This is a genomic window from Rhizobium esperanzae (assembly GCF_002204185.1).
Lineage (GTDB): Bacteria > Pseudomonadota > Alphaproteobacteria > Rhizobiales > Rhizobiaceae > Rhizobium > Rhizobium esperanzae.
Genome location: NZ_MXPU01000013.1, coordinates 1 through 25,905 on the forward strand (window position 1 = coordinate 1; position 25,905 = coordinate 25,905).

Annotated in this window: 21 protein-coding genes; 18 read left to right on the plus strand and 3 right to left on the minus strand. The window is 61.3% G+C overall.

The genetic code is table 11. The annotated features are described in order from the left end of the window. From B5E41_RS19315 to B5E41_RS19345, 7 genes are all read left to right on the plus strand, one after another. The coding region (locus B5E41_RS19315) for a DUF4082 domain-containing protein (protein WP_141098788.1) at positions 1 to 991 on the plus strand (991 nt) is incomplete at its 5' end. A gap of 101 nt (positions 992 to 1,092) precedes the next feature. Then, a complete protein-coding gene (locus B5E41_RS19320; RefSeq protein ID WP_088395691.1) occupies positions 1,093 to 2,277 on the plus strand; it encodes a GTP-binding protein in 1,185 nt (394 codons plus the stop codon). Between the two features lie 218 nt (positions 2,278 to 2,495). Further along, positions 2,496 to 7,004, plus strand: a complete 4,509-nt coding sequence (locus tag B5E41_RS19325; RefSeq protein ID WP_088395692.1) for a DUF4082 domain-containing protein — start codon at positions 2,496 to 2,498, stop codon at positions 7,002 to 7,004. 18 nt (positions 7,005 to 7,022) lie between these two features. Further along, entirely contained in the window at positions 7,023 to 8,255 is a 1,233-nt protein-coding gene (locus B5E41_RS19330; RefSeq protein ID WP_088395693.1) for a GTP-binding protein, read from the plus strand. A 73-nt stretch (positions 8,256 to 8,328) separates the two neighbouring features. After that, positions 8,329 to 8,637: a hypothetical protein gene (locus B5E41_RS19335; protein WP_088395694.1), complete on the plus strand. Its 309-nt coding sequence runs from the start codon at positions 8,329 to 8,331 to the stop codon at positions 8,635 to 8,637. 41 nt (positions 8,638 to 8,678) lie between these two features. Further along, the gene (locus B5E41_RS19340) at positions 8,679 to 10,823 is read left to right on the plus strand and encodes a peptidase domain-containing ABC transporter (RefSeq protein ID WP_088395695.1); all 2,145 of its coding nucleotides are present in this window, start codon (positions 8,679 to 8,681) and stop codon (positions 10,821 to 10,823) included. After that, the gene (locus B5E41_RS19345) at positions 10,820 to 12,268 is read left to right on the plus strand and encodes an HlyD family type I secretion periplasmic adaptor subunit (protein ID WP_088395696.1); all 1,449 of its coding nucleotides are present in this window, start codon (positions 10,820 to 10,822) and stop codon (positions 12,266 to 12,268) included. The genes B5E41_RS19340 and B5E41_RS19345 overlap by 4 nt, the downstream gene beginning before the upstream one ends. Before the next feature lie 131 nt (positions 12,269 to 12,399). Here B5E41_RS19345 and B5E41_RS19350 read toward each other — a convergent pair whose 3' ends face one another. Both B5E41_RS19350 and B5E41_RS19355 read right to left on the minus strand, forming a co-directional pair. Continuing rightward, complete coding sequence (locus B5E41_RS19350; RefSeq protein WP_088395697.1) at positions 12,400 to 13,302, minus strand: alpha/beta fold hydrolase; 903 nt, start codon at positions 13,300 to 13,302, stop codon at positions 12,400 to 12,402. Positions 13,303 to 13,415: 113 nt separating this feature from the next. Next, complete coding sequence (locus B5E41_RS19355; protein ID WP_088395698.1) at positions 13,416 to 15,491, minus strand: lytic transglycosylase domain-containing protein; 2,076 nt, start codon at positions 15,489 to 15,491, stop codon at positions 13,416 to 13,418. Positions 15,492 to 15,704: 213 nt separating this feature from the next. On the opposite strand from B5E41_RS19355, the gene dapA reads away from it, so the two are divergent. Together dapA and smpB are read left to right on the plus strand one after the other, a co-directional pair. Next, the gene (gene dapA, locus B5E41_RS19360) at positions 15,705 to 16,589 is read left to right on the plus strand and encodes a 4-hydroxy-tetrahydrodipicolinate synthase (protein WP_085859039.1); all 885 of its coding nucleotides are present in this window, start codon (positions 15,705 to 15,707) and stop codon (positions 16,587 to 16,589) included. 93 nt (positions 16,590 to 16,682) lie between these two features. Next, a complete protein-coding gene (smpB, locus tag B5E41_RS19365) occupies positions 16,683 to 17,162 on the plus strand; it encodes an SsrA-binding protein SmpB (protein ID WP_004675044.1) in 480 nt (159 codons plus the stop codon). Between the two features lie 39 nt (positions 17,163 to 17,201). Here the strand turns inward: smpB and B5E41_RS19370 are convergent, their stop codons facing one another. Beyond that, complete coding sequence (locus B5E41_RS19370) at positions 17,202 to 17,783, minus strand: LabA-like NYN domain-containing protein (protein WP_064801515.1); 582 nt, start codon at positions 17,781 to 17,783, stop codon at positions 17,202 to 17,204. A gap of 298 nt (positions 17,784 to 18,081) precedes the next feature. On the opposite strand from B5E41_RS19370, the gene rpoZ reads away from it, so the two are divergent. The 9 genes from rpoZ to B5E41_RS19415 all read left to right on the plus strand — a co-directional run bounded on the left by rpoZ (position 18,082) and on the right by B5E41_RS19415 (position 25,875). Then, the gene (gene rpoZ / locus B5E41_RS19375; RefSeq protein WP_011424719.1) at positions 18,082 to 18,486 is read left to right on the plus strand and encodes a DNA-directed RNA polymerase subunit omega; all 405 of its coding nucleotides are present in this window, start codon (positions 18,082 to 18,084) and stop codon (positions 18,484 to 18,486) included. A gap of 142 nt (positions 18,487 to 18,628) precedes the next feature. Next, positions 18,629 to 20,863: a RelA/SpoT family protein gene (locus tag B5E41_RS19380; RefSeq protein WP_088395699.1), complete on the plus strand. Its 2,235-nt coding sequence runs from the start codon at positions 18,629 to 18,631 to the stop codon at positions 20,861 to 20,863. 197 nt (positions 20,864 to 21,060) lie between these two features. Next, a complete protein-coding gene (locus tag B5E41_RS19385) occupies positions 21,061 to 21,210 on the plus strand; it encodes a DUF3563 family protein (protein WP_064706756.1) in 150 nt (49 codons plus the stop codon). Positions 21,211 to 21,363: 153 nt separating this feature from the next. Then, the gene (locus B5E41_RS19390) at positions 21,364 to 21,951 is read left to right on the plus strand and encodes a DUF2062 domain-containing protein (RefSeq protein ID WP_088395700.1); all 588 of its coding nucleotides are present in this window, start codon (positions 21,364 to 21,366) and stop codon (positions 21,949 to 21,951) included. Positions 21,952 to 21,988: 37 nt separating this feature from the next. Then, positions 21,989 to 22,393, plus strand: a complete 405-nt coding sequence (gene acpS / locus B5E41_RS19395) for a holo-ACP synthase (protein ID WP_088395701.1) — start codon at positions 21,989 to 21,991, stop codon at positions 22,391 to 22,393. Between the two features lie 172 nt (positions 22,394 to 22,565). Beyond that, positions 22,566 to 23,309 (plus strand): signal peptidase I, encoded by a 744-nt coding sequence (lepB, locus tag B5E41_RS19400; protein WP_064801523.1) that lies wholly within the window; start codon positions 22,566 to 22,568, stop codon positions 23,307 to 23,309. Continuing rightward, positions 23,306 to 24,025, plus strand: a complete 720-nt coding sequence (gene rnc / locus B5E41_RS19405; protein ID WP_085777592.1) for a ribonuclease III — start codon at positions 23,306 to 23,308, stop codon at positions 24,023 to 24,025. Before lepB ends, rnc begins: the two co-directional genes overlap by 4 nt. Positions 24,026 to 24,032: 7 nt before the next feature. Beyond that, on the plus strand, positions 24,033 to 24,974 hold the full coding sequence (gene era / locus B5E41_RS19410) for a GTPase Era (RefSeq protein ID WP_088395702.1): 942 nt from the start codon (positions 24,033 to 24,035) through the stop codon (positions 24,972 to 24,974). Between the two features lie 148 nt (positions 24,975 to 25,122). After that, on the plus strand, positions 25,123 to 25,875 hold the full coding sequence (locus B5E41_RS19415; protein WP_088395703.1) for a Crp/Fnr family transcriptional regulator: 753 nt from the start codon (positions 25,123 to 25,125) through the stop codon (positions 25,873 to 25,875). The last annotated feature ends 30 nt before the right edge of the window (positions 25,876 to 25,905 follow it).

Here is a 25,905-nt window from a genome sequence, read left to right on the forward strand (position 1 = left end):
CGGCTCGGCGCTGAACGGCACCTATGGCAGTCTCGTGCTCAATGCATCGGGTACCTATAGCTATGCGGTCAACGAGAACAATGCGACCGTTCAGGCGCTGCGACAGTCGACCAACACGCTGAGCGATGTCTTCAGCTACACGATGCGCGACAGCGCCGGCGCCACGGCCACGGCGAACCTGACGATCACCATCCATGGCGCCAACGATGCACCGGTGCTGGCCGTCCAGACGACGACCCAGAATGCCACCGTCGGCTCTGCCTTCTCCTTCTCGCTGCCGACGACCACCTTCACCGATGTCGACAGCGGCGACACGTTGGCCTATGCGGCAACGGCCGCCGACGGCACGGCGCTGCCGTCCTGGCTGAGCTTCAACGCCTCGACGCGCACCTTCTCCGGCACGCCGACGACGTCGGGCACTTACGGCATCAAGGTGACAGCAACCGATCTTGGCGGCCTTGCCGCCAACGAGACCTTCAACATTGCCGTGTCGACGGCGCCGACGACCTACAGCCTGTTCTCTGCTTCCAGCACGCCGAGCCGGACCTTCAACGATGGTCAGCAGCTCGAACTTGGCGTCAAGTTCACGTCGAACGTTGCCGGAGATGTCACCGGCATCAGGTTCTATCGCAGCGCCAATGACAACGGCCAGAATGTCGTCGACCTTTGGACCGCGACAGGCACCAAACTTGCTACCGCCACCTTCACCACCACCACCGCGAGCGGCTGGCAGACGGCGAACTTCACAAACCCCGTCACCATCGCCGCCAATACCACCTATGTCGCCTCCTATCACACGACCGGCGCTTATGTGGCGACCAGCAATTTCTATACCACCCCCGTCACCAGCGGGCCGCTGACGGCCCCGGCCAGCGGCAATGGCGTCTATGCTTATGGCGGTTCCGCCACCGCAGGTCTTTTCCCGACCAACAGCTACAATTCAACCAATTACTACGCGGACGTCGTCTTCCGGCCGCAACTGGCCGCGTGATGCAAAGGATAAGGTTAGGATCGGTTTCGAATGAGGCTGACACGACGCAAATGCGGATCGCAGAGAGGGACGCCGCCTCCGCTCCCAGTCAAGCGACAGCGATGAACAAGGGCGAGCGGCTCCCGGTGACAGTGCTCGCCGGCTTTCTCGGCGCCGGCAAGACGACGCTTCTCAGCCACGTGCTGACCAATCGTCAGGGCCTCAGGGTCGCCGTCATCGTCAACGATATGAGTGACGTGAACATAGACGCCAGTCTCATTCGCGACGGCGGCTGCAACTTGTCGCATACGACGGAGGCATTGGTTGAGCTCAGCAATGGCTGCATATGCTGTACCCTGCGCGATGACCTCCTGACGGAAGTGCGGCGACTGGCCGAAGAGGGGCGATACGACTATCTGCTGATTGAGGGAACCGGTATTGCCGAGCCGCGCCCCATCGCTGCCACCTTTTCCTTCCGCGACGAGAACGGTGTTTCGCTCTCCGATTTTGCCAGACTTGACACGATGGTGACTGTTGTCGACGCCGCCAGTCTTCTGGCTGATTACAGCAGCGCCGATCTGCTTCGCGATCGCGGCCTGCAGCGGGACGGCGAGGACCGGCGGACACTCATCGACCTGTTGGTGGACCAGATCGAGTTTGCCGACGTTGTCGTCATCAACAAGATCTCGGACGCGACCGACGAGATTCGCGCAGAAGTCCGCAAGACAGTGGCTGCGCTCAACCCGGATGCCCACCAGGTGGAGACGGACTTCGGCAAGGTTTCTCTTGCAAGCATTCTCAATACGGGCCTCTTCGACGAAGCAAAGGCCGCCGCTCACCCGTTATGGCACAAGGAACTGTACAGCCCGGGTGCTCATGTTCCGGAGACGGAGGAATATGGGGTATCGAGCTTTGTCTATCGCACCAGGCGTCCCTTCGACCCGACGCGGTTTCGGGCGTTCCTGGACGAGCCCTGGCCGGGGGTCATCCGCGCCAAAGGTCATTTCTGGCTAGCCACGCGACCGCGTCACGTGGGTCTGATGTCGGCGGCCGGAGCGCAGCGGCGCTGTGAACCCATGGGGCTCTGGTGGGCGGCCGTTCCCCGGCAGGACTGGCCGAGCCACCACCAGTTTCGCCAGCATATCGAGCGTCGATGGGACAGCGCCTGGGGCGATCGTCGGCAGGAACTCGTGTTCATTGGTGTTGATATGGATGAGACAGGCGTCCGCAGCGCGTTGGACGACTGCCTGGCCAGCTCGGATCCTCGGGACTGGTCGGCCCTCGAAGATCCCTTTCCGACCTGGTAGCACGGAGCGGCGCAGGAGTTTACCGGCTCGACCAGCCGGACCGGCAAAACAAAGGCCGACCAGTTTCCTTTCACCCAGCATCTGCGGCTTAGCGGAAGCACCAGACAGCTCCAGAACCTGTCGGTCGGACATGCGGTGAGGATCATCATATCGGCGTATGGAGTACCACCCACATACCCAAGATTGCTGTCGTACGTTCCGCTCCGAAAGCTGGCAGGATGAAGCCATTCAATGCTGGTCGACGGGAAATGGGGACGCCGCTCTTGCTGAGATTTCATGTGAGGAATCGCAAATACCTGACTGCTGCCGGCGGCACGCCTTGCGTCAGTCACGCAACCTCTGCCTGGGCCGCACTGCTTGGAACTCCAACCGTGGTGTCTTCGAGCACTCAGGGTTCTTCCGGCTTTGCCAATCAAAGCAACGCAACCGTTCAATCCTCCTTCATCGGCACGGTTACATCTTCATTGATATCATCAGGCGACATGCAGTCGTCGACGCCGATGCCAACGCCTGCCGCCGATGGCGGCGCGCAGGACACATCCACGAAGACGGCGTCGGCTGCGACGGTCTTCGACACGACCTCCTCGACATCGCAAGACACCGTACTTGGCCCGGATCCGTACGAAGAGGCTGCGACACTGCCTGCCGCTCCTGCGCTGATGGGTATTACCAGCGATGCCAACACCGGAAGCGCCAAGACGGCGGCGCCGGTGACGTCTTCCAGCAGTCTCGACACGACTTCGTTGCGCCTTCAGGCCTCGATAGCATCCCTTTCGGTGGAACCGAGCCAGGATGTTTCGACTGAGACGACCGCGGTCTCAGCGCTGGCCGCACCGGCGGCGGCTCCGGCTGCGGTGACACTCAACAAGATCGCACTGGAAAATCTGAAACAGGGCAACCCGATCAGCGAGTGGGGCCTGGAGGGCGATGGTAAGGGCACTATCCAGGGCTTCGCCACTGAAATCAGCACGAATATCGGCCAGACGGTCGATTTCAAGATCGCCACCGATTCCACGCATTACCGCATCGATATCTACCGAATGGGTTATTACGGCGGGGCCGGTGCGCGCAAGGTCGACTCGATCGAGCAGCAGCTGACCACGGCGCAGATCCAGCCGCATCCGATCGTCGACATGTCGCTCGGTCTCATCGACTGCGGCAACTGGTCGGTCTCGGCGAGCTGGCAGATTCCGACCGATGCCGTCTCCGGCGTCTATTTCGCCAAGCTGGTGCGTGAGGACGGCACCGAGGATGCCAGCATCATCCCCTTCGTCGTGCGCGACGACTCCTCGCACAGCAATATCGTTTTCCAGACCTCGGACACGACCTGGCAGGCCTATAATGCCTGGGGGGGCGCCAGCCTCTATTACGGCGATGTCCCCGTCGATCCCGCCGACATGATCGGCTACCTGCCGCCGAACTGCAGCTGCGGCCTGACCGCAATCGGTCGCGCCTCGGCGATCAGCTATAACAGGCCGATCATCACCAATACGAGCCCGGTCGGCGGCTCGCACGATTTCATCTTTGGCGTCGAGCATTCAGCCATCCAGTGGCTGGAGCAGAACGGCTACGACGTTTCCTATATTTCCGGCGTCGATGCGACGCGCAGCGGCAATCTGCTGCTCAACCATCAGGCCTTCCTGTCGGTCGGCCATGACGAATACTGGTCGGCCGAGCAGCGCACCAACGTGGAGGCCGCCCGCGATGCCGGCGTGAACCTCGCCTTCTGGAGCGGCAACGAAGTCTATTGGAAGGTTCGCTGGGAAAGCAGCATCGACGGCAGCGGCCAGGCCTACCGCACCATGGTCTGCTACAAGGAGACCTACGGCACGAGCACGGACCCGAGTAATATCGGCACCGGCACCTGGCGCGATCCGCGTTACGCCGATCCGGGGCAGGAGCCGGAAAATTCGCTGACGGGCACGATGTTTCAGGTGGACGGCTACCGCCAGGATACGATCTCCATCCCCTACGACTATTCGAACCTTCGCTTCTGGCGCAATACCGATGTGGCAGAGCTGCAACCGGGCGAAACCTACAATCTGGTGCAGAACCTGCTCGGCTATGAATGGGACTCGGATGTCGAGAATGGATTCCGTCCGGCTGGACTGATCGACCTGTCGCTCTCCTCGGTCGCGGTCAACACCTATCTCCGCGATTACGGCTCGACGATCGGCGATGCGGTGGCGACCCACAGCCTGACGATGTACCGGGCGGCAAGCGGCGCGCTCGTCTTCGGCGCCGGCACCGTCTTCTGGTCCTGGGGGCTGAACGATCAGCATCAGGGGCCGGCAACGCCAACCGATCGCAACGTGCAGCAGGCGATGGTCAACATGTTCGCGGACATGGGCATCCAGCCGACGACGCTCGACGCGAGCCTCATCCTCGCGACCCAATCGACCGACACGCTGAAGCCCACCTCGTTGATCACCTCGTCGATATCAGGCGCAAGCTTTCTCGAAGGGCAGCATGTGACGATATCAGGAACGGCGCAGGATTTCGGCGGCGGCATCATTGCCGGCGTCGAGGTCTCCACCGATGGCGGCCAGCACTGGTTCAAGGCCACGGGTCGCGAGAACTGGAGCTATAACTGGGTCGTCCAGGCGAGCGGCACCTATACGATCCTGTCACGCGCCGTCGACGACAGCGTCAATCTGGAGGCGCCATCCGCCGGCAAGCAGGTCACCGTCACGCTGCCGGGCACGCAGGGCCTGTGGACGCTCGCCGAAAAGCCCGCGACCGAAGTAGCGGTCGATCGCGATTCCGTCGAGCTCGGCCTGCGCTTCCAGGCGACGACGGCAGGCTCGGTGGAGGGCATCCGCTTCTACAAGGGCTTCTATAACATCGGCGAACACGTCGTCAGCCTCTGGAGCAGCACCGGAACGCTGCTGGCGACCGGCGTAGCGACAGGGGAGTCGCTCTCCGGCTGGCAGACGGTGATGTTCTCCAGCCCGATCCAGATCGCGGCCGGCACGACCTATGTGGCCTCCTATCACAGCAATGGCTACTACTCGCTCACCCAGAACTATTTCAACGAGCCCTATGCCAGCGGCCAGCTGAAGGCCGTCGATGGCGGCGGCGTCTTCGCCTACGGCACCACGCCCAGCACATTCCCCGGCCAGAACCCCGGCGGCAGCAATTACTGGGTGGACGTGATCTTCGATGCCGGCCCCAACAGCCAACCGGTCGCGACCGACGACAGTGGGCTGATCATCGGCCACAACGGAACGCTTGTCATCTCCATTGCCTCGCTCCTCGCAAACGATTCCGATCCCAATGGCGATGCGATGACCATCACCGCCGTCGGCAATGCCGTCAACGGCGCGGTCGCTCTCAACAAGCAGACCGGCACCATCACCTTCACGCCGGCCAACGACTATTCAGGCCCGGCGAGCTTCACCTATACGCTGTCGGATGGACGCGGCGGCACGGATCAGGGCAATGTCAGCCTGACCGTCCAGACAGGTTCGGCTGGCGAGACGCTGTTTACGGCAAGTGAGGGACCGACCGGCGGCAGCTTCAACGACAATACCGCGTTGGAACTCGGCATGAAGTTCGTCGCTTCCTCGACCGGCACGATCTCGGGCATCCGCTATTACAAGGCTGCCGGCGATACCAGTGTGCATACCGGTTCCATCTGGAGGGCCGACGGCACGCTCGTCGCCGCAGTCACCTTCACCAACGAGTCGCTTTCCGGCTGGCAGACCGCGAACTTCGCCACGCCGCTGCAGATCACGGCGGGTGCGACCTATGTCGCCTCCTACCACACGACCGGCACCTATGTGGCGACCTCGAACTATTTCAACACGGCTCATACCAACGGCTCGCTGACGGCGCTTGCAGGCAGCAACGGCGTCTACGCGGTCGGATCGGGCTCGACCTTCCCGACGTCAAGCTACCAGTCGACGAATTATTGGGTCGACGTCGTCTTCAACCAGTCGACGGGCAATACCGTGCCGGTCGCGGCCAACGACAATGGCTATACGACCTATACCAATACGGCTCTGTCGATCGCCGCTGCAAACCTGCTCGCAAATGACAGCGACGCCGATGGCGACCCGCTTGTCATCACCGGCGTCAGCGGCGCGGTCAACGGTTCGGTGTCCTACAACAGCCAGACGCAGACCGTCACCTTCACGCCGACGGCAGGATATAGCGGGCCGGCGAGCTTCAGCTATTCCATCACCGACGGTCAGGGCGGCACGGCATCGGCCCAGGTTGCGCTTACCGTCAACGCCCAGGGGAGCGAGCAGAACCTCTTCAGCGCCAATGAAACGCCCGCAGTCGTCTCGGTGAACGACAATCACCCGGTCAATCTCGGCATGAAATTTCAGGCGGACACGGCAGGCTGGGTCACGGGCATCCGCTTCTATAAGAGCGCCGACAATACCGGCCCGCATAACGGTTATCTCTGGACCGCCTCGGGCACGCTGCTTGCAAGCATCACCTTCAGCAACGAAACAGCAAGCGGCTGGCAGACTGCCGCGCTCACCCAGCAGGTCGCGGTCCAAGCGGATACGACCTACGTGGTTTCCTACAGCACGAACGGCAACTACTCGGCGACGGGCAATTATTTCAGCACCGAGAAGACGAGCGGCGACCTCAGGGCGCTCGGCGGTGACAACGGCGTCTACGCCTATGGATCGAGTGGGTTGTTCCCGACCAGCAGTTACAACAGCACAAACTACTATGTGGACGTGGCGTTCAAACCGCAGCTCGCGGCGTAAAGGCGAGCGGGGGTATCGATGACGGGTGCAGACAATCGACTTCCGGTAACGGTCCTGGCGGGGTTTCTCGGCGCCGGCAAGACGACGGTCCTCAATCATGTCCTGAACAATCGCGAGGGACGTCGGATCGCCGTGATCGTCAACGACATGAGCGAGGTGAACATCGATGCCGATCTCGTCCGTGACGGCGGCGCCAACCTCTCGAGGACGGACGAAACCCTGGTCGAGCTTACCAACGGCTGCATCTGCTGCACATTGCGCGACGATCTCCTGAGCGAGGTCCGCGGGCTCGCCGCCGCCGGCCGCTTCGACTATCTGCTGATCGAGGGCACGGGGATCGCCGAGCCCCTGCCGATAGCGGCGACCTTCTCCTTCCGTGACGAGAGCGGAGCGGCCCTTGGCGATGTGGCGCGGCTCGACACCATGGTCTGCGTCGTCGACGCGGTCAATCTGCTTGCCGATTACCGTAGCGACGAGTTCCTGGCCGATCGCGGCGAAAGGCGTGACGGGGACGATGAGCGCAAGCTCGTGGAACTGCTCGTCGAGCAGATCGAATTTTCTGATGTCGTCATCATCAACAAGGCGGGCGACGTGCCCTGCGCCGACCTTGCCGAGGTTCGCCGGGTCGTCGCAGCACTCAATCCGGATGCCCGCGTCATCGAGGCGGTTTTCGGCCAGGTGCCGCTCGGCGCGATCCTGGATACCGGCTTTTTCAGCGAAGCCAAGGCCGCCCGCCATCCACTCTGGCACAAGGAGCTTTACGGCTGGGGCGATCATGTGCCGGAGACCGAGGAATACGGCATAACAAGCTTCGTCTATCGCAGCCGCCGGCCCTTCGATCCGGCGCGGCTGGGCCGCATGCTCGAGCAGCCATTGCCCGGCATCATCAGGGCGAAAGGCCATTTCTGGCTGGCGACCCGGCCGGACGAGATCGGCTTGCTGTCGATTGCCGGCATGCAATGCCGCATCGATACCAGAGGGTTCTGGTGGGCCTCGGTGCCGCGGGCGCACTGGCCGCGCCATCCGCAATTCCGCCAGTTGCTCGACCGGCATTGGGACGATGTCTGGGGCGACCGCCGCCAGGAGCTGGTCTTCATCGGCTCCGGCTTTGCCGAGGGCGCCATCCGCACCGCGCTCGACGATTGCCTGACCGGGGAGGAGACGGGTTTCGATCCACAGACCGCCGTCGGCCTTCGCGATCCCTTTCCGGCATGGCGGCACGATACCCACGCATCGGACCGAAAAGTGTGAAGCGATTTTCGGATAATCCGATACGTCGACTCAAAGGTGAACAGGTTTTGATTATCAACCAGAGGAGAGAACAATGAGCAGCGAACTTTATGCCGACGGTATCAGCGAAATCACCGTCACGGGAACGATCGTGCGCATCGACCTGATGTCGCTCTCGGCCACCGATCGTGACGCCAACAACAATCCGAAGCCGGTTTTCCGCCAGCGCATCATCATGCCTGTCGACGCCTTCGCCAATGCGGTCGACCTCATGCAGAAGGCGCTTGGCGGCTTGGTCGAGGCGGGCGCGGTCCGTCGCATCGGTGACATGTCGGCTGCAGCCGCCACCGATATCCAGTCGGTGCAGGGCGGCGCTTCGAACGCCTCGCCGAATTTCAACTGACAACAGGGACAGCCTCGGTCTCGTAGCGTTTCGGGTGGGCCATGAGTGGTTTTCTGCATACCAACCTGCATTGTCTTGCGCTCGTCGCGCGTCATCACGGCGTCGATCTTTCTCCTGAGCGATTGCAGCACGATTATTCCGTCGGCAACGATCCGGTGGCCGTGCGGCAAATGCTCAGAATGGCCAAGGATGCCGGCCTCAGGGCCAGGCATCTGACCCTCGACTGGCGAAGCCTGTTCCAGCTCGGCGAGGCTTTCCCGGTGCTTGCCGAACTTTCGAACGGCAACTGGGTGGTCATCGCCGGCGCTCTCGGGGAGGGCGAGGATGAGCGGATCCGCGTTCTCGACCCGCTCGCCACGCGCCCCGAAGTCATGCTGCTGAGCGAGGAGCAATTCGCCAAGGCCTGGCTCGGATCGGTGGTGCTGATGAAGCGCAACTATCGCATGTCGGATGAGGACCGGCCCTTCGGCTTCCGCTGGTTCGTCCCCGAAATCATCCGCCAGCGCAGCTTCTTCCGCGACGTGGCGCTCGCAGCCTTCGTGCTTTACGGCCTGGGGCTGACCACGCCGATGTTTTTTCAGCTCGTCATAGACAAGGTGCTCGTGCATCAGAGCTACGCGACATTGACGGTTCTGACGGTCGGCATCGCGGTGGCGCTCGTCTTCGACGCGACCTTCAGCTTCCTGCGCCGCTATCTGCTGCTCTACGCCACCAACAGGATCGACATCCGGGTGGCGACACGCACCTTCGCCCATCTGCTCAACCTGCCGATCGCGCTCTTCGAACAGGCCTCAGCCGGTGTTCTCGTCAAGCATATGCAACAGACGGGGCGCATCCGCGAATTCCTGACCGGCCGACTGTTCCTGACACTTCTCGACGGTGTTTCACTCTTCGTCTTCTTGCCGATCCTGCTTCTCTACAGCGTCAAGCTGACGCTCGTGGTGTTGGGTTTTGCGGCGCTCGTCGGGCTCGTGGTGATGCTGCTCGTCGGGCCGTTCCAGCGTCGCCTGCAGGCTCTTTATCAGGCCGAAGGCGACCGGCAGGCCCTGCTGGTGGAAACCGTGCATGGCATGCGCACCGTCAAGTCACTGGCGCTGGAGCCGCGCCAGCGCAAGGTGTGGGACGATTATTCGGCGCAGTCGATCTCGGTGCGTTTCCGGGTCGAAAAAATCTCCACCATCGCCCAGTCGATGACCGGGCTTCTGGAGAAGCTGATGAGCGTGGCGATCATCGGGCTCGGTGCGCTCGATGTCTTCAGCGGTTCCATGACGATCGGCGCGCTGGTCGCCTTCAACATGCTGGCCGGCCGCGTCTCGGGACCGCTGGTGCAGATCGTCACCATGGTGCACGAATATCAGGAAGTGGCTCTGTCGGTGCGCATGCTCGGCGAGATTATGAACCAGCGGCCGGAACAGGCAGGCCGCGGGCGAGGGGTGCGGCCGCAGCTGCACGGACGTATCGAATTCGACAGGGTTACTTTCCGCTACGGTCCGGATGGGCCGCCGGCGCTCGACAATGTGTCCTTCGCCATTCCGGCGGGCTGCGTTTTCGGCGTGGTCGGCAAGAGCGGCTCGGGCAAGACGACCATCACGCGGCTCATCCAGGGGCTCTATCAGAGCCAGGAAGGGCTGGTGCGCATGGACGGCTATGACAGCCGCGAGATCGACCTCGTGCATCTGAGAACCAGCATCGGCGTCGTGCTGCAGGATAATTTCCTCTTTCGCGGCACGGTGCGCGACAATATCGCCGCCGCCAAACCCGATGCCAGCATCGAGGAAATCATGGAGGTCGCCCGCATCGCCGGCGCGGAAGAATTCATCGAGCGCCTGCCGCGCGGCTTCGACACGATGCTGGAAGAAAACGCCGCCAACCTCTCCGGCGGCCAGAGGCAGCGGCTTGCCATTGCGCGGGCGCTGATCACCGATCCGAAGCTCCTGATCTTCGACGAGGCGACGAGCGCGCTCGACCCCGACAGCGAGGCGATCATCCGCGAGAATCTGAGCCGTATCGCTGCCGGGCGCACCGTCGTCATCGTCTCGCACCGGCTTTCGACGCTCGTCGATGCCGATGCCATTCTCGTCATCGATCGGGGCAAGGTCGCCGATATCGGCCGGCACGACCAGCTGGTGTCGCGCTGCATGACCTATCGCCACCTGTGGGCACAGCAAATGAGGCAGGTCGCATGAACGCGCGTGTCAGAAAATCCGGCGAGAACCTACCCGTAGCCCCAGACCATGGTCCCTCAGACAAGGGGCCGCCAGGCAGAGGTGGGCAGCTCGTCGCCCGCCTGCCGCTGCCGCCGGCAATTGCGGAATTCCAGTCCGACGCCGTCGAGCTCGAGGAGCGTGCTCCGCCGCGCGTTGCGCGCATGACGCTCTATTGCGTGACGGCGCTGATTGCTGCGACCATCATCTGGGCCTCCGTTTCTGATATCGACGAGGTGGTGATTGCGCCCGGCAAGCTCGTCACCACCCAGCCCACCATCGTCGTCCAGCCGCTCGAAACCTCGATCATCCGCACGATCGATGTGAAGGCCGGCGAGGTGGTGCATGCCGGACAGACGCTCGCAACGCTCGACGCCACCTTCAGCCAGGCCGATGTCGACCAGCAGCAGGCGAAGTTCTCGGCACTCGACGCCCAGGTGAAGCGCATCGAGGCGGAACTTGCCGGAGACGACTACACGATGATGGCGGGAACGACGCCCGACGAGATGCTGCAGGTGCAGCTCTTCGGCCAGCGGCGGGCCTTCTACACGGCGCAGCTGCAGAATTTCGAGCAGCAGATCGCCGGCCAGTCGGCAGCGCTTGCCGCGGCCAAGAACCAGGAGGCCGTGCTTACCGACCGACGCGACACGCTCTCGCAGATCGAAGGCGCGCGTGAGCGGCTCTTTAACACACAGAGCGGCTCGCTGATCACCATGCTCGGCTCGCGCGACGCCCGCCTCGACGTCGAGTCCGATCTGACTGCCGTGCGCGGCAAGGCCGACGAGGCCGCGCATGCCTTTGCCAAGCTGAAAGCCGACCGGCAGGCCTTCATCGAGGATTTCCGCCGTGCCGCGATGGAACAGCTGGTAGAGCTGCGCGGCCAGCGCGACATGGCGGATGAAGAGTTGAAGAAGATGGAGCTGCGCCGCAACATGGTGTCGCTGACAGCACCTGCCGACGCGGTCGTGCTCGATCTCGCCCAACGCTCCATCGGCTCCGTCGTGCGCGAAGCCGAACCGATCGTCACACTGGTGCCGATCAACGTGCCGCTCGAAGCGGAAGTCTCGATCAACACCCGCGACATCGGCCGCATCGCCGTGGGTAAGGAGGCCCGCATCAAGCTAGACGCCTATCCCTTCCAGAAATACGGCACCGCAGCGGGCGAAGTTCGCACTATTAGCCAGGACACGTTTATCACCGGCCAGCAGCCGGAACAGACCGCTACCCCGAGCCAGCCGGCCGCCCCCTTCTTCAAGGCTCGCATCCTGCTTTCCGATACGAGACTGAACGTCTCGGACGTGCCGGTCAGACTGCTGCCGGGCATGACCGTCTCCACAGAAATCAAGGTGGGCAAAAGGACGGTGATCTCGTATTTCCTCTACCCGCTGCTGCGAGGCCTGGATGATGCCATCCGGGAACCGAACTGAGAAAGCCGCAGACGAGGCGGAGGCGAGGGGCCTCCGACACACGCCGGGGGATGGGGGTGAGCGCCAGGATTCCAGGCAGCCGCCCCCAAAGCGTTTGGGTAACAGCGGGAGCCGCATTCGATTCCGATTAATCAGCCTACGGGGAAAGTGGCGAGAAAAGCGCGAATTGCTGCAGGGATATTGCCGAGATGGAGGAGGGGCGCATGTCCTTGCCCTCCGGCGGTATGAAGGATCAATCCGGGATGCAGTCGGGCCATTTCGCCCGCGGTTTCCTGCGACAGCAGCGGTGAATTTTCGCCGCGGATCAGCATCAGCGGAAAGCGGCTCAGGCTTTCGAATTGTGCCCAGAGATCGGGCAGCGGCTGGCTGAAATCGATCGATCTCAGCGCCTCGGCGATCGCTGGATCGAAGTCGGCGACCGGCCTTCCTGCGACGTCGCGATATAGCGCAAGCGCCATTTCGCGCCAGTCCTCGCCTGTAAGCGCGGTAAACGAGGCGCCGTGATTTTCCCGCAATAGATCGGCCGCCTCTTTCCAGTCGGCCGGCGCCTTGCCGCTGTTGAGGTAGTCGCGAATGAGCGCCAGCCCTCTCGCCTCGATCGCCGGTCCGATGTCGTTCAGGACCACGGCTTCGAGAAGATCCGGCCGTGTCGCCGCGATCAAATGCAGGATCAGGCCGCCACGCGAGGTGCCGATGAAAAATGCCCGCTCGATGCCGAATGCCGCGCAGGCGGCAATGATGTCGCCGGTCTCGACGGCAAGATTGTAATTGGCCTTGTTCTCATCCCATGCGGAATTTCCGCGCCCGCGCGAATCGAGCGCAATCACCCTGCGCGGCCCTGTTCTGTCGCGGCTGAGAAGCAGCGCAAGCGGATGAAAGTCCCGGGCATTGCGGCTCAGGCCGGGCAGGCAGATCACCGGCAGCCGTTCGGCGGCTGCCGCCTCCTCCGGCCGGTAGTCGCGTGCATAAAGCCTCAGCCCATCGGGGGAAAAGTAAAATCGTTCCTGGAAACCGCCTGCATCCATATCCGGCATCGCATCCTCGAGACCTGTCTGATCCAGAAGGTGTAGAGCATGTCTCGCAAAAGTGTGCAGCGGTTTTGCGATAAAGACATGCGCAAAAACAAAGCAAGCCGCGCCAAACAGGTTCAGGAGGCGCTGCGTCCGCCGATCAGGTCGCGCTCGATATCCGCCGGCTGGCCGAGTCGGGCTTTGTAGACTTCGTAATTCTCCATCACCCGCTGAACGTAGTTGCGCGTTTCGGGGAAGGGGATGCGCTCGATCCAGTCGACGATCTCGTCGACCGGCCTGCCGCGTGGGTCGCCGTAGCGTCCGATCCATTCCGGCACCCGCTTCGGCCCGGCATTATAGGCGATGAAGGTGAGGATGTAGGAGCCGCCGAAGGCTTCGATCTGTTCGCCGAGATAATGCGCGCCGAGCGTCGCATTATAACCGGCATCGGCCGTCAGCTTGTCCTTCGAAAAGGTGATGTTGTGGCGCTTGGCCACCGCCTGGGCTGTGCCGGGCAGAAGCTGCAGCAGGCCGCGAGCATTCGCCGCCGAAACGGCGGCCGGGTTAAAGGCGCTTTCCTGCCGGGCAATCGCATAGGCGAGCGCCTTGCCGGAGCCGGAGATATTGGCATTCGCCGGGATTACGCCGACGGGAAAGGCGAGCGCGGCGACGTCGATGCCGCGGCCATAGGCGATCTTGCCGACCTGCAGTGACAGATGATGATTGCCTGATTGCTCGGCTTGCGCCGCAAGGATCGCCAGTTCACCGGGACTTTGCAGCTGATCGGCGAGCGCGAGATAGAGGATGTCGGCCCGCCATCCATGGCCGGCTGCCTCGAGCCGGGCGATTGCCTGCACGGCTTCGCGCGCCTGGAAATTCTGGCGGTCGGCTGCGCTCGGGGTGGGATAGCTGACGTTGAGCGTCTTGCGTCCAAGCCTTTCGGCCGCGAGCTGCCCATAGAAGGTGCCGGGAAAATTCGCGGCCTTGCCATAGAATTCGCTGGAGTTGCCGGGGCAGCCGGCCTCGGCTGCCCGCCCGAGCCAATACCAGGCGCGCGACACCGAGATGGGACCGTTCGAAGTCGCCAGAATCTTGCGGAAATGCTTTTCTGCCGTTGTCGGATCCTGCAGACCGCGCAGCGCATACCATCCGGCATGGAACTCGGCCTCGACGATATCAGTCGGGCTGGTTGCCGCGGAACTTGCGACGACGCGGTAGGCCGGTCTGAATTGTCCCTGATCGACGAGGCCGCGGCTGACGATCCGCTGCTCGTTCCACCATTCTCCGGAATTGACCAGTTCGCCCGGCTCGCGCGGCATCTTTTCCAGAAGCGCCGCCGCTTCGGCATACCTGTCCTGCTTGCGCAGATATTCGATGCGCGCGAACAGCAGGCCGGCATCGCCATGCCATTTCGGCTCGACGCTATTGAGCAGCGCGTCGGCATTGGCAGCTTTGGCGTCGACGGCGGCCCAGGCCTTGTAGAGGGACTGCGCCTCGCCCATATCGCCGAAGCGCTTGGCCTGCGCCACCCGGCCACGATACATCAGATAGTCCATACGCGCCTTGTGATCGGCTGGCGTCAGCAGGGCGGAAAACTCCAGGAGGATCTTGTCTTCGCTCGCCTTGTCGAGCGCCTCGGTGCGCCAGATCTTGCGGATATATTTTGCGGCCTGCGCCTGCTTGCCTAACGCAGTCAGCGCCCGCCCGAGAATGACGGCGCCCTGCATCGTCTCCGGCGCGGTATCGCCGAAAGCGGCGAGCACGGCTGACGGGGCGGGGTTTTCGTCGTAGAGCGCACGTTCGGAATAGGCGCGCAGCCTGGAAAGGCCGGGCCACCCCTTGAGCTCCTGCGCGGCACTGGCGATTTCATAGGAGGGAACGCCCTTCAAGCCGGAGACGGCAATCGCCCAGGTGAGGATATGGCGGTCGAGCGTATCGTCGCGCAGGCTGTCGCGGATCGAGATGGCCAGTTGCGGATTCTTGGCGGAAAGCGCGTCGAGGCCGCTTTTCAGATCATTGGCGACCGGCGCGACGGCCGGATTGCGCGGGATGGCGCCGGTGGTCAGCGCTTCCGGTATCGAGGTCTCGGGAACGAAGCCGATCGGCTTGATGCCAGGCGCCGGAACGCTTTCGCCGGGAAGCGGCGACGCGAGGCTGCCCCACGCGGCGGCAACAAAGCCGAAGGCGGTCAGAATCAGCACAGATTTCTTCATCCGGGATCTCGCAACGAAAACACGCCCCGCCCATTTGGCTAGAGGCATCTTAACGAAACCTTACCGTACCACGTAAAATTCATTCACATCTGCTATCGGAATTTGCCCTAAACCGAACTCTCCGCGCTTGTCGCGATGATTTCGGCGCTCTATGGTGCGCAAAATATTCATGGAATGCGGCCGAAGCAAGGATTTGGTCGTGAGGAGCTTTGCATGTTCAATGGGTCCATTCCCGCCCTCGTCACCCCCTTCACCGATGCCGGACTGATCGACGAAGCGAGCTTCGCCGCCCATGTCGACTGGCAGATCAAGGAAGGCAGCAGCGGTCTCGTTCCGGTCGGCACGACCGGCGAATCGCCGACGCTGTCGCATGCCGAGCACAAGCGGGTCGTGGAACTCTGCATCGAAGTGGCGGCAAAACGCGTTCCGGTCATGGCCGGCGCCGGTTCGAACAATACGCGTGAGGCGGTCGAACTCGCCCAGCATGCCGAAAAGGTCGGCGCCGACGCCGTGCTCGTCGTCACGCCCTATTACAACAAGCCGACGCAGAAGGGTCTGATCGCGCATTTTTCCGCGATCGCCGAGGCCGTCGCCCTGCCGATCTATATCTACAATATTCCCGGCCGTTCGGTGATCGACATGACGCCGGAAACGATGGGTGCTCTCGCCAAGGCGCACAGCAATATCGTCGGCGTCAAGGACGCGACGGGCAAGATCGAGCGTGTCTCCGAGCAGCGCATCACCTGCGGCAAGGACTTCAGACAATTGTCCGGCGAGGACGCGACAGCCCTCGGTTTCAACGCCCATGGCGGCGTCGGCTGCATTTCGGTGACGGCCAATGTCGCCCCGCGCCTCTGCGCCGATTTTCAGGCCGCGACGCTGGCCGGTGAATACGCCCGCGCGCTCGAATATCAGGACCGGCTGATGCCGCTGCACAAGGCGATCTTCCTTGAGCCTGGTCTCTGCGGCGCCAAATACGGCCTCTCCAAGCTCGGCCGGATGAGCCGCAATGTCCGCTCGCCGCTGCTTTCGACCCTGGAGCCGGCAACCGAAGCAGCGATCGACGCCGCCATGCGTCATGCAGGATTGCTGAACTGAGGAGACCGGCCACCTTCACAAGGCCGGGTCGTTCCCTTACATAAGGACAGGCAATGAGGGCGCGGCTTTTCGCGCCCCGAAGGGAATATCGTCATGGCCCCCAAAGGCAGCCAGCGTGTGGTGAACAAGGTCGTGGCCGAAAACCGCAAGGCCCGCTTCAACTACGAGATCATCGATACTTATGAGGCAGGTCTCGTGCTGAAGGGCACGGAGGTCAAGTCGTTGCGCGAAGGCAAGGCCAATATCGCCGAATCCTATGCGTCGGATGAGGATGGCGAGATCTGGCTGATCAATTCCTACCTGCCGGAATATCTGCAGGCGAACCGCTTCAATCACGAACCGCGCCGACGCCGCAAGCTCTTGCTGTCGGGCCGTGAGATCCATCGCCTGCGTTCAGCTGTCAACCGCGAAGGCATGACGCTGGTTCCGCTGAAGATCTATTTCAATGATCGGGGTCGGGCGAAGATGGAGCTGGCGCTCGCCAAGGGCAAGAAATTGCACGATAAGCGCGAATCCGAGAAGGAGCGCGATTGGAACCGGCAAAAGAGCCGCTTGTTGAAGGATAACGGCTAACCCATCGCGCCGCAGCCGATCGGCTCGCGGCGCTTTCGATTACTCGCCGAAATCGCTGGCCGGGGCGACTTCGACCGGGCGCGGCGCCCGCTCCGCGGGATCGCGACCGATTTCAGCCTTCAGCGACAAGAGATCGATGAAATGATCGGCCTGCCGGCGCAGGTCGTCGGCGATCATCGGCGGCTGCGTCGCCATAGTCGAGATCACCGAGACCTTGCGGCCTCTGCGCTGCAGCGCCTCGACGAGGTTCGTGAAGTCGCCGTCGCCGGAGAAGATGACGAGATGGTCGACGGTTTCCGACTGCTCCATGGCGTCGATCGCAAGCTCGATGTCCATGTTGCCCTTGATCTTCCGCCGGCCCATGGAGTCGGTGAATTCCTTGGCAGGCTTGGTGACGACCTTGTAGCCGTTATAGTCGAGCCAGTCGATCAGGGGACGGATCGATGAATATTCCTGGTCCTCGATCAACGCCGTATAATAGTAGGCGCGCAGGAGGTAGCCGCGTTTCTGGAATGCCTTCAACAGCTTGCGGTAATCTATGTCGAAACCGAGGCTCTTGGATGCAGCGTAGAGGTTGGCGCCGTCAATGAAGAGTGCAATTTTTTCGCGTGGGTCAAACATCGCTTACCAATTCCAATGAGAGAAATCGAAATTCGCGTGGCATCAAATTGCAATAAATACAATGGCTTATTGTGATTTTTGATCTGATGCTTACTTTACCATCTGTTCATATAAGAGAGATTTAGGGCACGGTTCCGCATATTCCAAGCAACCTTTGGTGGAATTGTCACATTCTCCATGGAAATTTAGCTCGGCCGCGGATAAAGACGAGGGGAGCCGGAACGAAAAACTTGTATTTGCCCGGTTTTAATTGTATCGGGCGTGCTAATCCCGAAATGACGACCGTAAAGGACAGGCAATGGCCCGTGTCACAGTTGAAGATTGCATTGACAAGGTGGAGAACCGCTTCGAGCTGGTTCTGCTCGCCAGCCACCGCGCCCGGCTGATTTCCCAGGGTGCCTCGATCACCATCGATCGCGACAACGACAAGAATCCTGTCGTGGCGCTGCGCGAAATCGCCGACGAGACGCTTTCGCCCGATGATCTCAAGGAAGATCTGATCCATTCGCTGCAGAAGCATGTCGAAGTCGACGAGCCCGAGCCCGATCCGGCCAGCATGATCGCCGCCGGCGGCGCTGCTGCCGCTGACAGCGAGGAGCAGGACGACCTGCCGGAGACGATCACTTTCGACCAGATGTCGGAAGAAGAGCTGCTTGCCGGTATCGAGGGCCTCGTGCCGCCGGAAAAGAGCGACGATTATTAAGCGTCTCGACCGGATCTGATTCGGAAAATAGCGACGATTACCAATCGTCAATCTTGCGCCTTTATTGCTTAGGCATATTATTGCCCATGTGTGCGCCAATCGTTGATTGGCGCGCTTTTATTTTTGTCGGAGTGGCTTTGGAATGATGCGGCAGTACGAACTCGTGGAGCGGGTTCAGCAATACAAGCCCGATGCCAATGAAGCACTGCTGAACAAGGCCTATGTTTACGCCATGCAGAAACATGGCCAGCAGAAACGCGCGAGCGGCGACCCGTATATTTCCCATCCGCTCGAGGTCGCCGCCATCCTGACCGATATGCATCTCGATGAATCGACGATCGCGGTCGCTCTTCTGCACGATACGATCGAGGACACGACGGCGACGCGCGCCGAGATCGACGAACTCTTCGGCGAGGACATCGGCCGCTTGGTTGAGGGGCTGACGAAGATCAAGAAGCTCGATCTCGTCACCAAAAAGGCCAAGCAGGCGGAGAACCTGCGCAAGCTGCTCCTCGCCATATCAGATGACGTGCGGGTGCTGCTCGTCAAGCTCGCCGACCGCCTGCACAATATGCGCACCCTCGATCACATGTCGGCCGATAAGCGTGCCCGCATCTCCGAGGAGACGATGGAAATCTATGCGCCGCTCGCCGGCCGCATGGGCATGCAGGACATGCGCGAGGAACTCGAGGAGCTTTCCTTCCGGCACATGAATCCGGAGGCCTATGAGACCGTCACGAAAAGGCTGGAAGAGCTCTCCAAGCGCAACGAAGGCATCGTCAAGAAGATCGAGGCCGAATTGCGCGACCTCCTGGTCGCGAGCGGCCTGACGAGCGCCTATGTCAAGGGCCGGCAGAAGAAGCCCTATTCGGTCTTTCGCAAGATGCAGTCGAAGTCGCTCTCCTTCGAGCAGCTTTCCGATGTCTACGGCTTCCGTCTGATCGTCGAGGACATCCCGTCCTGTTACCGGGCGCTCGGCATCGTCCATACGCGCTGGCGCGTCGTGCCCGGGCGATTCAAGGATTATATCTCGACGCCGAAGCAGAACGATTACCGCTCGCTCCACACCACCATCGTCGGTCCCTCCAGTCAGCGCATCGAGCTGCAGATCCGCACCAAGCGCATGCACGAAATCGCCGAATTCGGCATTGCCGCGCACACGCTCTACAAGGACGGCGCCACCAATGCCGATGGCGACATTCTTTCGCGCGAATCCAATGCCTATTCCTGGCTGCGCCATACGATCGAGGCGCTCGCCGAAGGTGACAGCCCGGAGGAATTCCTCGAGCACACCAAGCTCGAACTCTTCCAGGATCAGGTCTTCTGCTTCACGCCGAAGGGCAAGCTGATTGCCCTGCCGCGCGGCGCCACCCCGATCGATTTCGCCTATGCGGTGCATACCAATATCGGCGATACCACGGTGGGCGCCAAGATCAACGGCCGCATCATGCCGCTGGTGACGCGGCTGGCGAATGGCGACGAGGTCGAGATCATCCGCTCCGGCGTGCAGGTTCCGCCGGCCGCCTGGGAGGAGATCGTCGTCACCGGCAAGGCGCGGGCAGCCATCCGCCGCGCCACCCGCATGGCGATCCGCAAGCAATATGCCGGCCTCGGCCACCGCATTCTCGAGCGCACCTTCAACCGAGCCGGCAAGATTTTCTCGCGTGAGGCGATGAAGCCGGCACTGCACCGTCTGGGCCAGAAGGATGTCGAGGATGCGATCGCCGCCGTCGGCCGCGGCGAGATGTCCTCGCTCGACGTGCTACGCGCCGTCTATCCCGACCATCAGGACGAGCGCGTCACCGTCAAACCCTCCGGCGATGACGGCTGGTTCAATGTCCGCAGCGCCGCGGGCATGATCTTCAAGATTCCCGGCAAGGCCAAGGCAGGGGCCGAAGGCGGCCATTCGGAACTTGATGCCGATGTCGATGTCGGCCCGATCCGCGGCCTGTCCGGCAATGTCGACGTCAAGTTCGCCTCGACCGGCGCCGTGCCCGGCGACCGCATCGTCGGCATTATGGATCAGAGCAAGGGTATCACCATCTATCCGATCCAGTCACCGATCCTGCAGCGTTTCGATGATCAACCCGATCGCTGGATCGACGTCCGCTGGGATCTCGACGAGGCCAACAAGTCGCGTTTCATGGCGCGTATCATGGTGAATGCATTGAATGAGCCCGGCACGCTTGCCAAGGTGGCCCAGACCGTCGCCGGGCTCGACGTCAATATTCGTATGCTGAATACGGTGCGTGTGGCAGCCGATTTCACCGAGATGATGCTGGAAGTCGAGGTGTGGGATCTGCGCCAGCTCAACCAGTTGCTCGCCCAGATGAAGGACCTGGATTGCATCGCCACGGTCCGGCGGCTCTATGAGTAGGCTTTTGTTAAGCCTGCCACGGGCCTGAATCGACAAAAATGCACATTTTATGATCGGTTGATAATCGTGACGGCGCAGCAATAAGGCAAGGAATGCGTTGAGCGCATAGCTGCGTCCATGTTGCAGCGGTGGTAATCAACCTTTGGCAGGACTATCTTCTGGTCATCGAAAACGTAAACAGAAGATGAGACAAGGTAATGTTTGATCCTATCAGGAAAATCGCTCGCGCCTTTCGCGCTCCGACTACGCAGGAACGTGAAATGGCCTATCTGAACGGCTCGCTGGATCGTATCGATCTCGAGTTTCGTCAGCGTCAGGTCGACCGCGGTCTGTTCCGCAATCGCTGATACCGCCTTTATACTTGGTCGAGTGAGGGACGTTATGTACAACGAGCGCCCCTCGGCATGAAGATGCTCCTTTGCAAGAAAGATAAGGGGCTGTTCCGGCGGTACCATTTGCCGCTCTTGTCACGGTCCGGTGCACTGCACTAAATAGCGACCATGTTGTTTCGCCGTCGCAAGCCTGCGGGTTTCAAGGAAAAGATGCGGGAGCTTCTATGGCCCCGAAAAGGTTTCCTTCGCCCGATCCGTTACCTGACAATGCGCATCCTGCGCCTGAGCGCTTCGCCGCATGCGGTTGCGGCCGGCGTCGCCGCTGGCGTCTTTGTCTCGTGGACGCCGTTCATCGGCGTGCATTTCGTCATGGCTTTCGTCATCACCTATTTCCTCTCCGGCAATATGGTGGCCGCGGCTCTCGGCTGCGCCGCCTTCGGCAATCCGCTGACCTATCCTTTCATTTGGGGCATCACGTGGGAGATCGGCCATCTGCTGTTGAGCCGTGAGGATCATCTGGCCGGTCAGACGGTGGATCTCGCCGCACTCTTTCACAAGCTGAACTTCACCGAATTGTGGAGGCCGGTGCTGGAGCCGATGCTGATCGGTGCCATTCCGCCGGGAACCGTGACCGCCGTTGCGCTCTATGCGCTGACGTTCTACACCGTCAAGGGTTTTCAGGCGCGCCGCCGCACGCGGCTGATGGAGCGGGCGCGCCTGCGTCTGGCTCCGGCCGACGACATGCCGAGCGTATGAACCGGTGCAGAATTCTCAGGCGACGGAAGGTTCCGGCATGATCATCGGCATTGGCAGCGATCTGATCGACATTCGGCGTGTCGAGAAATCGATCGAGCGCTTCGGCGAGCGCTTCACCCATCGCTGCTTCACCGAGATCGAGCGTGCCCGTTCCGACCACCGGGCAAACCGCGCCGCATCCTATGCCAAGCGTTTCGCCGCCAAGGAGGCCTGTTCCAAGGCGCTCGGCACCGGCATAGCCCAGGGCGTCTTCTGGAAGGATATGGGCGTCGTTAACCTGCCGAGCGGCAAGCCGACCATGCAGTTGACCGGTGCCGCCGCCGTACTCCTCAAATCGATGCTGCCCGCGAACCATCGAGCCGCCATTCATTTGACAATAACCGATGATTATCCCTTGGCGCAGGCCTTCGTCATCATCGAGGCGTTGCCCGAGAGCCTCTGATCGTGACCTCGGGAGCGTTGATCGCGACCTCGGGAGCGTTGATCGTGACCTCGTTTGATCGCGACCTCTCGTCGCTTTTCATGTTGTCGCCATTGCCGCAACCGGCCGAAGCCGCTAGAGAGAACGGCAGAAAGAATTGCGCCTTTACGGCGTCTTGAAGGAATGAGACTGCGTGTCCGAAAAAGTCGATACCAAGCCGAACGCCCTCTGGGAAAATATCAAGGTCATCATTCAGGCGCTGATTTTGGCGATGGTGATCCGAACCGTGCTGTTCCAGCCCTTTACCATTCCGTCCGGGTCAATGATGCCGACGCTGCTCGTCGGCGATTATATCTTCGTCAATAAGTTCGCTTACGGCTATTCGAAGTATTCGCTGCCCTTCTCGCCTGATCTCTTCAGCGGCCGCATCTTCGGCTCGGATCCGAAGCGCGGCGACATCGTCGTCTTCCGCTTCCCGCCGAATCCCGATGTCGATTATATCAAGCGCTGCATCGGCCTGCCCGGCGATCATATCCAGGTCACCGACGGCGTCCTCTACGTCAACGGCAAGCCTGTTCCGAAGGTGGCGGATGGCAGCTTCACCTCGGACTACAAGCTCGATCCGGGCGAGGACGTGCCGGTATTCCGCGAAACGCTTGATAACGGCAAGACCTACGACACGCTCGACCAGTCGCCGGTGTCGCGCGGCGATAACACCCGCGAATTCATCGTGCCGGAAGGCCATTATTTCATGATGGGCGACAACCGCGACAACTCGCTCGACAGCCGCTTCGACGTTGGGTTCGTGCCGGCTGAAAATCTTGTCGGTCGTGCCAGTGTCATCTTCTTCTCGCTCGGCAACGACACGTCTTTCCGCGAAATCTGGAAGTGGCCGACCAACATGCGCTGGGACCGCCTTTTCAAGGTCGTTGAATGAGCAAGGCGCAGACGCTTTCTGCGGCGGACCGCGCAAAGCTCGAAAGCCTGATCGGCCATGACTTCGCCGAAAAGGCACGCCTGGACCGGGCGCTGACCCATGCCAGCGCGCGTACCGAAAAGGGCGGCAATTACGAACGGCTGGAGTTTCTCGGCGACAGGGTCCTCGGGCTCTGTATCGCCGAGCTTTTGTTCCGCACCTTCGGCACGGCGGGTGAAGGCGAGCTCTCGGTTCGTCTCAACCAACTCGTCAGCGCCGAAACCTGTGCCGCGGTGGCCGACGAACTCAATCTCCACCTTTATATCCGCACCGGCGCCGATGTGAAGAAATTGACCGGCAAGCGCATGATGAACGTGCGCGCCGATGTCGTCGAGAGCCTGATCGCCGCGATCTATCTCGATGGTGGTCTCGAAGTCGCCCGGCGGTTCATCCTGCGCTATTGGCAGGGCAGGGCGGTCAGGGCCGACGGCGCCAAGCGCGACGCCAAGACCGAGCTGCAGGAATGGTCACACGCGAAATTCGGCGTCACGCCGATCTACCGGGTTGATGAACGCAGTGGACCGGATCATGATCCGCGCTTCAAGGTGACGGTGGAAGTTGCTGGCATAAAGCCGGAAACCGGCGTAGAGCGGTCGAAGCGTGCCGCCGAACAGGTTGCGGCGACCAAGATGCTCGAGCGTGAAGGCATTTGGCAGCAATCGTCTGCCGGAAACTGACGGGACAATGACACAAGAAGAAGATATCGCGGCCGACGCTGCTGCAGAAACCCATGGCCCGACGCATTCGGGCTTTGTCGCGCTGATCGGGCCGACCAATGCCGGCAAGTCGACACTGGTGAACCGCCTCGTCGGCGCCAAGGTCTCGATCGTCAGTCACAAGGTGCAGACGACGCGCGCGATTGTCCGCGGCATTGCCATTCACGACAATGCCCAGATCGTCTTCATGGATACGCCCGGCATCTTCAAGCCGCGCCGCCGGCTCGACCGAGCCATGGTAACCTCTGCCTGGGGCGGCGCCAAGGATGCCGATCTGATCATGCTGCTGATCGACAGCGAGCGCGGTTTGCGCGGTGACGCCGAAGCCATCCTCGAGGGCCTGAAGGAAGTTCAGCAGCCGAAGATCCTGGTGCTCAACAAGATCGACCGCGTCAACCGCGAGGATCTGCTGGCGCTGGCGGCGGCCGCCAACGAGAAGATTGTTTTCGAGCGCACTTTCATGATCTCAGCCGAAACCGGTTCCGGCTGCGACGACGTCATGGACTATCTCGCCACCACCTTGCCGGAGGGGCCGTGGTACTATCCGGAAGACCAGATCTCCGATCTTCCCATGCGTCAGCTCGCCGCCGAGATTACCCGCGAAAAGCTGTTCCTGCGCCTGCACCAGGAGCTTCCCTACTCCTCGCATGTCGAAACGGAAAAGTGGGAGGAGCGCAAGGACGGCTCGGTGCGGATCGAGCAGGTGATCTATGTCGAGCGTGACAGCCAGAAGAAGATCGCCCTCGGCAAAGGTGGCGAAACCATCAAGGCAATCTCGACCGCCTCCCGTAAGGAATTGTCGGAAATATTAGAGCAGCCGGTCCATCTCTTCCTGTTCGTCAAGGTTCGCGAAAACTGGGGCGATGATCCCGAGCGGTTCCGCGAAATGGGCCTCGAATTCCCTAAATAAGGATGGCAACGATTTTACCGGGCGGCCTCCAATCCCTTGTTTCTTAGGAAAAAATCCGTGTCGTTGCGGAACGAATCCGAGACTTGCGCATTCCTCGGTTGACGGCGCGCGCCGAACGCGTCGTCGTTTGCGCGACTGCAGGGCAGGCATGGCAACGTCGAAACGCATCCATTCTTTCAAAACTCCTTGCGAGCTATGTCCATTGCGGCCTCTGCCGCACTTCAGGGAGTTTAGCCGCGACGAGCTGGAATTCGTTTCGCGTTTCAAGCGCGGCGAACTTGCCGTCGATGCCGGCTCCACCATCCTCGTCGAAGGCGCCCACAGCGCTCATCTTTTCACCGTGCTGTCCGGTTGGGGCTTCCGCTATAAGATGCTGGAGGACGGTCGCCGCCAGATTCTGAATTACATCATGCCTGGTGACCTGATCGGTCTACAGGGAACGATCGCCGGCGAAATGCAGCATTCCATTGAAGCGCTTTCACCCGTTTCCCTTTGTGTCTTCGAGCGTGATCGTTTGATGACGCTCTACAACAAACATCCTTCGCTCGCCTTCGACATTACCTGGATTGCCGCGCGCGAAGAACGAATATTGGATGAGCATCTCCTCAGTGTCGGCCGACGCACCGCACTGGAAAGAGCGGCCTATTTGCTCGCATTCCTGTTTGAGCGCGGCAGGAAGCTCGATCTCTTCAACGGCCGCAAATTCATCCCCATCACTCAACAGCATATCGCCGACACTCTCGGTCTTTCCATCGTTCACACCAACAAGACCCTGAGAAAGCTTGGGGAACGTGGTCTGATCCGCTGGCAGGAACGCGGCTGCGAAGTTCAAAACGGTGAGGAGTTGATGGCGATCGCCGGCTGGGAGGGGCTTGGAGAGGGCAAGCGTCCCTTCATTTAGCAGAAGCGTCTATGTCTTTTTTAAATGCAG

Bases quoted from the DNA above. Each gene is read 5' to 3' on its own strand.
- rnc (WP_085777592.1), top strand. From the start codon at position 23,306: ATGAGCAAGGCGCAGACGCTTTCTGCGGCGGACCGCGCAAAGCTCGAA.
- B5E41_RS19350 (WP_088395697.1), bottom strand. From the start codon at position 13,302: ATGCCGGATATGGATGCAGGCGGTTTCCAGGAACGATTTTACTTTTCC.
- B5E41_RS19320 (WP_088395691.1), top strand. From the start codon at position 1,093: ATGAACAAGGGCGAGCGGCTCCCGGTGACAGTGCTCGCCGGCTTTCTC.
- B5E41_RS19355 (WP_088395698.1), bottom strand. From the start codon at position 15,491: ATGAAGAAATCTGTGCTGATTCTGACCGCCTTCGGCTTTGTTGCCGCC.
- B5E41_RS19390 (WP_088395700.1), top strand. From the start codon at position 21,364: ATGTTGTTTCGCCGTCGCAAGCCTGCGGGTTTCAAGGAAAAGATGCGG.
- B5E41_RS19385 (WP_064706756.1), top strand. From the start codon at position 21,061: ATGTTTGATCCTATCAGGAAAATCGCTCGCGCCTTTCGCGCTCCGACT.
- B5E41_RS19335 (WP_088395694.1), top strand. From the start codon at position 8,329: ATGAGCAGCGAACTTTATGCCGACGGTATCAGCGAAATCACCGTCACG.
- B5E41_RS19325 (WP_088395692.1), top strand. From the start codon at position 2,496: ATGAAGCCATTCAATGCTGGTCGACGGGAAATGGGGACGCCGCTCTTG.
- B5E41_RS19345 (WP_088395696.1), top strand. From the start codon at position 10,820: ATGAACGCGCGTGTCAGAAAATCCGGCGAGAACCTACCCGTAGCCCCA.
- B5E41_RS19330 (WP_088395693.1), top strand. From the start codon at position 7,023: ATGACGGGTGCAGACAATCGACTTCCGGTAACGGTCCTGGCGGGGTTT.
- era (WP_088395702.1), top strand. From the start codon at position 24,033: ATGACACAAGAAGAAGATATCGCGGCCGACGCTGCTGCAGAAACCCAT.
- acpS (WP_088395701.1), top strand. From the start codon at position 21,989: ATGATCATCGGCATTGGCAGCGATCTGATCGACATTCGGCGTGTCGAG.
- rpoZ (WP_011424719.1), top strand. From the start codon at position 18,082: ATGGCCCGTGTCACAGTTGAAGATTGCATTGACAAGGTGGAGAACCGC.
- B5E41_RS19380 (WP_088395699.1), top strand. From the start codon at position 18,629: ATGATGCGGCAGTACGAACTCGTGGAGCGGGTTCAGCAATACAAGCCC.
- dapA (WP_085859039.1), top strand. From the start codon at position 15,705: ATGTTCAATGGGTCCATTCCCGCCCTCGTCACCCCCTTCACCGATGCC.
- smpB (WP_004675044.1), top strand. From the start codon at position 16,683: ATGGCCCCCAAAGGCAGCCAGCGTGTGGTGAACAAGGTCGTGGCCGAA.
- B5E41_RS19415 (WP_088395703.1), top strand. From the start codon at position 25,123: ATGGCAACGTCGAAACGCATCCATTCTTTCAAAACTCCTTGCGAGCTA.
- B5E41_RS19340 (WP_088395695.1), top strand. From the start codon at position 8,679: ATGAGTGGTTTTCTGCATACCAACCTGCATTGTCTTGCGCTCGTCGCG.
- B5E41_RS19370 (WP_064801515.1), bottom strand. From the start codon at position 17,783: ATGTTTGACCCACGCGAAAAAATTGCACTCTTCATTGACGGCGCCAAC.